Here is a 10,541-nt window from a genome sequence, read left to right as displayed (position 1 = left end):
GCTGTCGGCGACGCGGGCGACGGCGGCGCGGGCGGCGCGGGCGGTAGTGCGCGCGCGGTCGGCGGTGGCTCGGCCGACGCTGCCGGGCCGCTGCGCGACCGGGCGAACCTGCTGCTGATCGGCGGCGATCTGCGGCACCCGAGCGCCGACGAGCGCGAGCAGCTCGACCTCATCGACGGGATCATCCCCGCCGACCGGCACCGCGCCTCCGGCCTGCTGCTGCCCGGGCATCGCCCGAACGACACCGTCGCCCGCTGGGTCGCCGCCGCGCGCTTCGGGGTGCCCGGGCTCGCGGCCCCCCGCGGCGTCTACGTCTGCGGCAGCCTCAAAGAGGAGTTCGGCATCGCGCTGCTCGAGGCGATGGGCTCGGGTCTGCTCGTCGTCGCGCCCGAGGGCGGCGGGCCCTCGACCTACGTGCGCCAGGGAGACACCGGCTACCTCACCCGCACCTGGGACGTCGACGCGCTCCGCAGCGCGATGGGCCAGGCGCTCGAGGCCGCGGGCGACGAGACGACGGAGGCGCGGGCCGGCCGGTCACGCGATACCGTCGAGCGGTCGTTCACCATCCAGGCCATGGCCCGAGCACTGACCGGCGTGTACGAGACCGTGCACCACGAGGAGCTCGAACAACGCGAATGGAGCGTGAGCAGCCGATGACCCTGCTCGTCATCAGCCCCGACTACGCCTCGCACCTGCTGCCGCTGGCGACCCTGGCCACCGAATGGCGCGAGCGCGGCGAACGGGTGGTCGTGGCGACCGGGCCGGCCACCGCCTCCATCGTCGAGTCGTTCGGCTTCGAACGAGCGCACCTGCAGCTCGGTCGCGGCTCGAACCCGGGCGTCATCCGCGCGGAGGAGCAGGTCGCCGACGAGGACGCCTCGCTGCGCGGCTTCTTCGACGCGACCCGCGTCGGCATGATCGAGACCCTGTCGTACCAGGCTCGCGAGCGGCTCACCGACCTCATGTGGCAGCCCGTCGAGACCGCCCGCGCCGTGCTCGCGGTCGTCGAGTCGGTCGCGCCCGACCGCATCATCGTCGACCACCTCGCCTTCAGCGCCCGCCTCGCACTCGTCGCCGGGGGAGTGCCTTACGCCGACGTCGTGCTCGGGCACCCGACGGCGCTGCCCGTCGGCGACGAGGTCTACGGCTGCCCGCCGGAGTGGCCTGCGGCGTTCGCGGCGGAGGCCGGCGGTGCGGCCGGCGGTGCCGGCGCTGCGGGTGGTGCCGGTGCCGCGGGAGCCGCGGGTGCGGGTGTCGGCGCCGGTGCTGCGGGAGGCGCGGGTGGTGCAGGAGGCGCGGGTCGGGGCGACGACGGAACGGCCGGCATCGCGGGGCTGCGCGAGCTCTGCGAACGGGTCGACGCGTCGTTCACCGCCGAGTGGAACACCGCGCTCGCCGAGCTGGCCCCGCACCTGCCGCCGTCGACGAGCGCGTTCGGCGAGCACGGCGAGCTGCTGCTCTACAACTACCCGGGCGAGCTGGCCGACCCTGCGCGCGAGGAGCTCCTGCCGCCGCACGTCTGGCTCGGCTCGGCGGTGCGCACCGAGCCCGCCGACCCCGAGGTCGAGGCCTGGCTGGCCCAGGGCGCGGCGGTTCGGCGGGTTCCCGTCATCGGCGGCGGGTCAGCGCTGACCCGCCCCCGCCGACAGGAACCCGCCGCACCCGCCGAGCCCTTCGTGTACGTGAGCTTCGGGAGCTTCCTCTCGGTGCGCTCGGACGTGCTCGGGCGCGTGGCCGGTGCGCTCCGCACGCTCGGCGTCCGAGCGGCGATCGCACTGGGGTCGGGCGCCCGGGAGGACCTCGGCGAGATCCCGTCCGACTGGCTCGTACGGGAGTTCCTGCCGCAGGTCAGATTGCTCGGGGCGGCGTCCGCGGCCGTGACGCACGGGGGGAACAACAGCGTGACCGAGGCGATGACCGCCGGCGTGCCGCTCGTCGTGCTGCCCTTCTCGACCGACCAGTTCGCGGGGGCCGCCGCGCTCGAGCGGACCGGCTTCGGCGTCGCGCTGACGCCCAACACGGCCACCGAGAGCGAGCTGGTCGAGGCGCTGCGGCATGTGCTCGCCCTCCACGAGAACGCGCCCGACGCCGCGGCGCGCCTGGCCGCGCTCGCCTCGTCGCTGAACGAGGTGCCGGGGAGGGTGCGAGCCGCGACGGCGCTGACCGCGGGGCGCTGACGTGGCTGACCCGCGCCTCCTCGGCTCGGTGCGCTCGGTGCGCCGCGCACCTTGGTCGGAAGTGGCCCGTCAGTGGGCGCGGAGGGGCGTGTTCTGACCAGGGTGCGTTGCGCGGGCGGTGCGCTGGGCGCACCTTGGTCGGAAGTGGCCCTTCTGGGGGCGCGGAGGGGCGTCTTCTGACCAGGGTGCGCGGGGCGGGCGCTAGGCGGGGCGCGGCGCGGGGCGGGGCGCGCGGCGTCAGCCGAAGACGACCGCGCGCATCGCGTCGGGGCTGACGGCGGCCTCGCGGTACCGCTCCATCAGGGCGGCGTTCGCGTCGTACTGCGGGCCCTCGCGCACCTCCGCCTGGTGATGCAGCGCGAAGACCATGCCCTCGTGACGCCGCGGAGCCTCACCCAGCAGCGTGCTGTGCGCGAGATACCACGCGGCGTCCTCGAAGCCCCACCCTCGGAAGCGCTCGTCCTGCCCGCCATGACTCCGCCACGAGGAGGCGCGGGTCACGTACACCCCCGAGCACGCCCCTCGCACGAGCTCGAAGTCGCACTGCTCGAGGGGCGTCCCCGCAGCCGCCTGGGTGGTCCCCTCCCGACCGAGCCAGTGGTACTCGGTGTAGGGCAGGTGGACGCGGCCGCTGTCGCGGGCCGCGTCGATCGCGGCGAGGAGGGGCTCGCGCTGGGGCAGGGTGTCGGCGTCGCCGATGACGGCGATCTCGTCGTCGGCGAGGGCCGCGACGCCGAGGTTGCGGCACTGGGCCAGGTTGAAGACGGGGTCGGGGGAGTCGACGGTGCGGATCTCGGCGTCGGGCAGGGCCTCGGCGTACCAGTCGCGGACGACCTCGAAGGCCGCGATGCGGCTGGGCTGCGGACGCCAGGGGAGCACGACGGTGACCATCCGCCGAGCCTAGCGGCGCGGGTGTGGGCTGCTTCGCCGGTGCTGGCTCCGCCCTGCTTCGCCCTGCTTCGCTCTGCTCCGCCCTGCTCCGCCCCGCGAAGAACCGCGTTCGCGAAGATGAACCGCGATACAGCGCGGTTCTTCTTCGCGAACGCGGTTCATGGGCGGGAGTCGCCGCACGGCGCGAGCACCGCGGCAGGAGGCGCTGGCCGCGAAGCGCAGAGGAGGCGCGCTCCGCAGGAGCTCCGCAGCCGGCGTGGATACCCTGGCGGCGGCCGTCTCGTGCGGTCGACCGTCCGGAACGAGCCGGGCGCCGCCTCCGCGGTCCGCCCCTCGGCCTGCGGGTGCCCGTCGGCCGCCTCGGCCGCGACTCGCGGACCGACCCCGGGTCGGAGAGGCACCCGTGACCCCCGCATCGACCCCCTCCCCGGGCGCCGCCGCATCGGCTCACCCCGCCGCATCGGCTCACTCCGCCGCCGCTGATCGGGGCGCCAGCACCGGCGGCAGCACCCGCAGCACAAGCGTCACCGCCACCACCGCCCGCCCGCCGGTCCGCGTCGCGGTCCTGCTCGGCCTGCTGGCCGCCGCGATCTCCGCGGCCGGCTCGTGGATCCCGTCGTTCTGGGGCGACGAGGCCGCGAGCGTCATGTCGGCCCAGCGCCCCCTGCCGAGCCTGTTCCACATGGTCGGGCACATCGACGCCGTGCACGGTCTCTACTACCTGGGGCTGCACTTCTGGATCGACCTGTTCGGCGCCTCCCCCTTCTCGACCCGCCTGCCCTCGGCGCTCGCCGTCGGGGCGATGGTCGCCGGAGTCGTGCTCCTCGTCGACCGCCTCGGCACCCGTCGCCTCGCCGTGATCGCCGGCATCGTCGCGGCCGTGCTGCCCCGCGTCACCTCGATGGGCACCGAGTCCCGGTCGTACGCGATCGGGGCCGCCCTCGCGGTCTGGAGCACCTGGGCCCTCGTGCGGATCGTGACCGCCCGGCACCGCGCCTCCCGGGCTGACTGGGTCGTCTACGGCGTGCTCGCCGGCGCGGGGGTGGGCGTGTTCGTCTACTTCGGTCTGATCGTCGGGGTGCACGCGCTGCTGCTGCTCGCGCTGGCCCGCGACGCCCGCCCGGCCGCTGCCGCAGGAGGCGCGGCACGGCACCCCGAGGGAGGCACGGCGCGCCTGCGCGAGGTCGGCGACGTCGTGCGGGCCTGGGTCGCGACGGTCGTGGTCGCGCTGCTCGCGGTGTCGCCCATCGTCGTGTTCTCGGTGGCCCAGCGGGGGCAGGTGTCGTTCCTCGCGCGGCGCGACACGACCAGCCCGCGCGCCCTGCTCGTCGAGCTGTGGTTCGGCGACACCCGGTTCGCCGTCGTCGCCTGGGCGCTCGTCGCAGTCGCCGTCGTGGCGCTCGCCGCCGGGCTGCTGCACCGCGCCCGCGACGGCTGGTCGGCCGCCCTCTCGGTGACACCGCGCGGCGTCCTCACGGTGACGGCGCTCCTCCTGGCGTTCGTGCCGGCGGTGGCACTGCTCGCGCTGAACCTCGCCGTGCCCGCGTTCTCGGGCCGGTACCTGTCGTTCAGCGCTCCGGCCGTGGCGATCCTCGTCGCGATCGGCATCGACGTGCTCGCTTCGCGGCGGGCTGCCGTCGCGGCCCTCGGCGTAGCCGTGGTCGTCGGGCTCGCCGCACCCGTGTGGCTCGACCAGCGCGGACCGTACGCGAAGAACGCGACCGGCTGGCAGGACCTCAGCGCCCTGGTCGGCGAGCACGCCGTCGCCGGAGACGCGCTCGTCTTCGACGAGTCGCCCAAGCCGTCGATCGAGCCGCGTCTCGCACTGCACACCTACCCCGACGGGTTCGAGGGGCTGCGCGACGTGACGCTGAAGACGCCGTTCGTCGACGCCGACGGCTGGCGCGACGACGTGCTGACGGTGCCCGAGGCGGCCGCGGCCGGTCGGTTCGACGACGCTCCGCGGGTCTGGTTCGTCGAGTACGTCGCGGCCGACGGCAGCACGTCGCCGAAGTCGGGACTGCGCGAGCTGCTGGGCGACGGCTACGCCGAGGTCGGCAGCTGGAGCACGCACCGCGCCCGCCTCGTCGAGCTCGAGCGCTAGCGCCGCGCGCCGCTGCCTGCCGCGCGTCCCGCGCGCCGGCGCGGGACCCCGTCCCCGGCGCCACACCCCGTTCTCGGCGTGACACCCGCATTCATCGGGGTGTATCGCCGAAAACCGGGTGTAGCGATGAGCCGGCTGGCCGGCGCGGTCGGCCGGCGCCGCGCCTCCCGCCGACCCGCGCCTCCTGCAGTCCGGTGCGGCCCGCGCTACCGCGTCAGCGCGGTCAGCTCGGCCCGGGTGCGGGCGCCGGCCTTCCGCAGCAGGTTCGAGACGTGGAACTTCACGGTGTTCTCGCTGATCCCGAGCGAGTCGGCGATCGCCCGGTTGCGCGCCCCCGACGCCACGAGCCGCAGCACCTCGCGTTCGCGCCCGCTCAGCGCCACGGTCTCGTCGAGCGTCCCGCTCTCGGCCGGCGGGTCGAGGGGCAGCGAGACGGCGACGTCCGACCCCCACCCCGGCGTCGAGGCGACCGAGAGCGAGCCGTCGAGCGCCGTGACCCGCTCGGCGATGGGCCGCAGCGAGTCGTCGCGCACGGTGAGGGCGCCGGCCCCGTCGTCGCGGATGCTCATCAGCAGGTTGAGCCCGTCGCAGTCCCACTGGATCCGCACGCGCCGCGCGTCTCCGGTGTCGACGAGGGCGAGCACGGCGCTCCGCACGATGGCGCGGGCGGCGTGGGCGACCTCGCCGGGCAGCGCGCGCCCCGTCGCCGGAGGCTCGACGAACTGCACGTCGAGGTCGCCGAAGCGGACGAGTGGTCGCAGATCGCTCCGGAGGCGCGCGAAGGCCCCGACGACCGGCTCGAGCAGCAGGGACCGCTGGTGATCGGTCTCGGTGCGGATCTCGACCATGGCCGAGGCGGCGATGTCGATGGCCATGGTGCGGGCGGCGCGGTCGTCGAGGCGCGACGACCGGAGCGTCGCGAGCAGCGACTCGAGGGTGAGGGCCTGCCGGTCGACCAGCTCGGCGACCGACCGGGCGTGCTCGACGACGAGCGACCGGCTCGCGGGCGACGGCAGGTCGACGAGGGGCTGGGCTGTGTCGGCTGCGGCGGTGTCGGCTGCTGCGGCGGCTGTGTCGGGCATGGCCTCAACCTATCCTCCACAACCCGACCTACCCGAACGGATAGTCACACCCCGTCGGATGCACGGCGCATCAGGAGGTGCGGGCGAGGAGGGTGGTACCCATGCCTCCCGCAGACACCAGCGACACCGCCGCACCCGCACCCGCCGACGCGCTCGACCTCGTGCGCGCCGAGGTCGACCAGGCCCTCCGCGCCGTGGTCGAGACGAGCCCCGACGGTCTCGAAGCCGTCGCGGGGCTGCTCGCCGACGCCGACCGCGTCTTCGTGCACGGCGCCGGTCGATCGGGTCTGGCCCTCCGTATGACGGCCATGCGCCTCATGCACTTCGGGCTGACCGTGCACGTCGTCGGCGACGTCACCACCCCCGCGATCCGCGAGGGCGACGTGCTGCTGACGGCGAGCGGCTCGGGCACGACGGGCGGCATCGTCCGTGCGGCGGAGGCGGCGACCGAGGCCGGCGCCCGTGTCGCCGCGGTGACCACCGCCTCCTCGTCGCCCCTGGCCGAGCTGGCGACCGCCGTCGTCATCGTCCCCGCGGCCGAGAAGCTCGACCGCTCGGGCGACGCGTCGGCGCAGTACGCGGGCGGCCTGTTCGAGCAGGTCGTCGTGCTGGTCGGCGACGCGATCTTCCACTCGCTGTGGAAGCGCTCGGGCATCGACGCCGACGACCTCTGGCCGCGGCACGCCAACCTCGAGTAGTCGCACCGCGCCTCCTCGGATCCCGTTCCACCCCACCTCATAGAAGGAGCACCACATGAAGCTGCAGTTCGCCATGGACACCCTGACCACCGAGGCCGCTCTCGAGCTCGCCGCCGCCGCCGCACCGAGCGTCGACATCATCGAGCTGGGCACGCCGCTGATCAAGGCCGAGGGCTTCCGCGCCATCACCGCCATCAAAGAGGCGCACCCCGACAAGATCGTGTTCGCCGACCTCAAGACGATGGACGCCGGCGAGCTCGAGGCGGGCGAGGCCTTCAAGGCCGGCGCCGACCTGGTGACCGTGCTCGGCGTGGCCGGCGACAGCACCATCGCCGGTGCCGTCAAGGCCGCAAAGGCCCACGGCAAGGGCATCGTCGTCGACCTGATCGGCGTCAGCGACAAGGCCGCCCGCGCGAAGGAGGTCGTCGAGCTCGGCGCCGAGTTCGTCGAGATGCACGCCGGTCTCGACGAGCAGGCCGAAGAGGGCTTCACATTCGAGAAGCTGCTCGAGGCCGGCAAGGCCTCGGGCGTGCCGTTCTCCGTCGCCGGCGGCGTCAAGGCGTCGTCGGTCGGCTCGGTCCGTGACGCCGGTGCGCAGGTCGCCGTCGCCGGTGCCGCGATCTACGGTGCGGACGACGTCGCCGCGGCCGCTGCGGAGATCCGCGCCGCCATCTGATCCACCGCACCACGTCGAACCCCCGCGTGAGCATCGCACCCTGTCACGTCGGGGTTCGATGCTCATGCGGGGGTTCCGCGTCGAGGCGACGAGCGTGCGCAGGGCTCGCCGAGAGGCACGGCCGTCGTCAGCGCCATTGCTGCCGGCGGCCGCACCTCTCGGCTCGCCGGGGTCGAAACTAGCGCGGACCTGAGCCGTAGTCGAGTCCGTGCGGGGTGGTCGCAGTGTGATCGTGATGAGCGAGTCGATCACCCCCGAGCCCACCTCCGCGCCCTCGCCCGGTGCCGCCCCTTCGCCCGGTGCCGCCCCTTCGCCCGGCATCTACCGGCACTTCAAGGGCGCGCTCTACGAGGTCGTCGGCACCGGGCGGCACAGCGAGACCGAAGAGCAGCTCGTCTTCTACCGGAAGCTCTACGACGACTACTCGTTCTGGGTGCGCCCGCTCGACGACTTCGTCGCGAACGTGCGGCGAGACGGGTACGACGGGCCGCGGTTCGTGCGCGAGCACTGATCCGGTCGGCGGTGCCCGGTCGGCGGCGCCCTGGTCGGCACGGACCTGGTCGGCACGGCCCCGGTCGGCACTGACCTGCTCGGCGGTGCCCCGTCGTGCCTCACCGCGCCTCCTGTCTCCTTCCACCGCGCCTCCCGCATCCCTCTGCAGGATGATTCTGTGCGGATGATCAGGAACCTTCTGCATACTTGCCGCTTCGCCCGAGCGCACGCCCGTCCGCACGGGAGCGTGGGCGGACGACTCGAGGCTCAGCCGCCTCGACGGAATCCACCGCCGATCCCCGGTGTCGACGACGTGTCCAGTCCGTCGTCAGAACCGGGGTGCGCATTCCTCGCGAGCACCGAGGAGGCGCGGGTCGGCCGAGCACTAGGACCTCATGCCCCTCGAGACACCCGGCACCACCCCCGCCCCGCCCACCCCTGAGACCGCCGCCACCGCCGTGCCCCCCACCCGCCGGGCCCTGGCCACCGCGCGTCGCCGGGCCGCCCGCCGCAAGCTGGTCGCCATCGGCTCGATCGCCGCCGTCGCCCTCGTCGGCGGCACCGGCTTCGCCGTGTACACGACGTCCGGGCCCGCGACCGGCGTGACCGCCGCCTCCCACGCGGCCGACGTCGAGGAGCAGGAGGCCGCGATCGCCGAGTCGCTCAGCCACGCGAAGGCGAAGTCGACGATCTCGATCGCGAACCAGGTCGTCGCCGCGTCCGCCGGCAAGGTCGACACGAGCGCGCTCGAGACCTCGCTGGCCGCACTCGACGACTACCGGTCGCTCGACGCCGACGCGGTCGACGACCGGGTCGCTGAGGCCGCGAGCACGGCGCAGACCGTGCAGGCAGCCGCCGCCGAGGTCGACAAGCAGGCCAAGGCCGCCGCCGAGAAGAAGGCCGCCGAGGAGAAGGCCGCCGCCGAGGCGAAGGCCGCAGCGGACGCCAAGGCCGCTGCCGAGGAGAAGGCGGCCGCCGAGGCCGCTGCCGCCGCTGCCGCCGCCGCGTCGCTGGCCGAGGGCAACTCCGTCGCCGGGGCCAAGGCCACCGCGCAGCGACTCGCCGCGTCCGACTACGGCTGGGGCGCCGACCAGAACTCGTGCCTCGTCTCGCTCTGGACGAAGGAGTCCGGCTGGAACTACAAGGCCTACAACGCCAACGGCGGTGCGACGGGCATCCCGCAGGCGCTGCCCGGCAGCAAGATGGCGTCGGCCGGCTCGGACTGGGCCACGAACGCGACCACCCAGGTCGTGTGGGGGCTCGACTACATCGACCGCGCGTACGGCAGCCCGTGCGCCGCGTGGTCGCACAGCCAGGCGGTCAACTGGTACTGAGCCGCGCTGCGCGCTCGCGAGACGCCCTTCCCCGTGCGGGGGAGGGCGTCTCTCGTCGCCTGCCCCCCTCGGTTCCGCGCTCGATGGGTCAAGACACGCCGCGCCTCCTCGGGGGCCCGCGGCGTGTCGTGACTCCTCGACGGCGGGGCGGTGCGCGGCGGGGCGGGGCGGCGCGCTGCGGGCGGTGCGCCGAGTGGTAACACGCGCGACACGCGGCAGGGGCCAGCGGCTGCCAGGATCGAGGCATGAGACGCCACGCCTCCGCCCTGCTCGAGTTCGACGTCGCCGCGCCCGCCGAGTTCGTGCTGTCGGTCGCCGTGTCGCGCCTGTACGACGGGGTGGTCGACGAGTCGCTGGCGGTGACGCAGAACGGCGAGCCGATCGAGGTGCGCGAGATCGACGACCGGCACGGCACGCGACTGCACCTGTGCGAGGTCGAGGCCGGGCGGGTGACCGTCGACTACCGGGCCGTCGTCGAGGGCCGTCTCGCGCCTCCTGAACTCGACGAGATCGATCTCGTGCGATACCGCCGGCCGAGCCGGTACTGCGAGTCGGACACGCTGTTCCCGACGGCGGGGGCCGAGTTCGCCGGGCTGGACGGTCGCGATCTGCTCGCGGCGGTCAGCTCGTGGGTGGGCTCGCACCTGGCGTACGTGCCCGGGGCCAGCGCGCCGACCGACGGCGCCGTGCAGACGCTGCTCGACCGTCGGGGGGTCTGCCGCGACTACGCGCACCTCGTCGTCGCACTGCTGCGGGCGCTCGATGTGCCGGCGCGGCTCGTGTCGGTCTACGCGCCGGGGCTGTCGCCGATGGACTTCCACGCCGTCGCCGAGGCGTGGGTCGACGGGCGGTGGCACGTGGTCGACGCGACGGCGCTGGCCCCGCGGCAGTCGCTGGTGCGGATCGCGACCGGGCGCGACGCGTCCGACACGGCGTTCCTGTCGAGCCGAGGAGGCGCGGTGACGGTCGCGAGCATGCGCGTCACCGCCGTCGTCGACGAGCTCCCGACCGACGACGTCGCGCAGTTCGTCAGCCTCGGCTGAGCCTGCGGCGCACGGGCCGAGACCCCAGCTCCTCGCCGAGACCC

General features: G+C 74.4%; 10 protein-coding genes. 8 read left to right on the top strand and 2 right to left on the bottom strand.

Annotated features, from left to right (window positions below; genetic code table 11):
• Positions 1-657 (top strand): glycosyltransferase (locus SOM13_RS14020; protein WP_320480076.1); only part of this gene is annotated, 657 nt, incomplete at its 5' end.
• Entirely contained in the window at positions 654-2,177 is a 1,524-nt protein-coding gene (locus SOM13_RS14015) for a glycosyltransferase (RefSeq protein ID WP_320480075.1), read from the top strand. The genes SOM13_RS14020 and SOM13_RS14015, both read left to right, overlap by 4 nt.
• 237 nt (positions 2,178-2,414) lie before the next feature.
• Here SOM13_RS14015 and SOM13_RS14010 read toward each other — a convergent pair whose 3' ends face one another.
• Positions 2,415-3,068, bottom strand: a complete 654-nt coding sequence (locus tag SOM13_RS14010; RefSeq protein WP_320480074.1) for a galactosyltransferase-related protein — start codon at positions 3,066-3,068, stop codon at positions 2,415-2,417.
• A gap of 403 nt (positions 3,069-3,471) precedes the next feature.
• Between SOM13_RS14010 and SOM13_RS14005 the strand changes: the two genes are divergently transcribed.
• A complete protein-coding gene (locus SOM13_RS14005) occupies positions 3,472-5,172 on the top strand; it encodes a glycosyltransferase family 39 protein (protein ID WP_320480073.1) in 1,701 nt (566 codons plus the stop codon).
• Between the two features lie 206 nt (positions 5,173-5,378).
• Here SOM13_RS14005 and SOM13_RS14000 read toward each other — a convergent pair whose 3' ends face one another.
• Entirely contained in the window at positions 5,379-6,254 is an 876-nt protein-coding gene (locus tag SOM13_RS14000) for a LuxR C-terminal-related transcriptional regulator (protein WP_192060935.1), read from the bottom strand.
• 101 nt (positions 6,255-6,355) lie between these two features.
• Here SOM13_RS14000 and hxlB point away from each other — a divergent pair, with 101 nt between their 5' ends.
• From hxlB to SOM13_RS13975, 5 genes are all read left to right on the top strand, one after another.
• Positions 6,356-6,952, top strand: coding sequence for a 6-phospho-3-hexuloisomerase (gene hxlB, locus SOM13_RS13995; protein ID WP_320477367.1), 597 nt, complete (start codon positions 6,356-6,358; stop codon positions 6,950-6,952).
• A gap of 55 nt (positions 6,953-7,007) precedes the next feature.
• Entirely contained in the window at positions 7,008-7,628 is a 621-nt protein-coding gene (hxlA, locus tag SOM13_RS13990; protein ID WP_192060937.1) for a 3-hexulose-6-phosphate synthase, read from the top strand.
• Between the two features lie 235 nt (positions 7,629-7,863).
• Entirely contained in the window at positions 7,864-8,139 is a 276-nt protein-coding gene (locus SOM13_RS13985; protein WP_320480072.1) for a DUF1653 domain-containing protein, read from the top strand.
• A 376-nt stretch (positions 8,140-8,515) separates the two neighbouring features.
• Positions 8,516-9,454, top strand: coding sequence for a phospholipase (locus SOM13_RS13980; protein WP_320480071.1), 939 nt, complete (start codon positions 8,516-8,518; stop codon positions 9,452-9,454).
• A 245-nt stretch (positions 9,455-9,699) separates the two neighbouring features.
• Positions 9,700-10,497 (top strand): transglutaminase family protein, encoded by a 798-nt coding sequence (locus tag SOM13_RS13975; RefSeq protein WP_320480070.1) that lies wholly within the window; start codon positions 9,700-9,702, stop codon positions 10,495-10,497.
• Positions 10,498-10,541 lie beyond the last annotated feature (44 nt).

The sequence above is a fragment of the Frigoribacterium sp. CFBP9030 genome (assembly GCF_034045195.1).
In the GTDB taxonomy this organism is placed as follows: domain Bacteria; phylum Actinomycetota; class Actinomycetes; order Actinomycetales; family Microbacteriaceae; genus Frigoribacterium.
The sequence above is the reverse complement of the archived record's forward strand: the minus strand, read 5'-3'. Positions and strand labels throughout refer to the sequence as shown.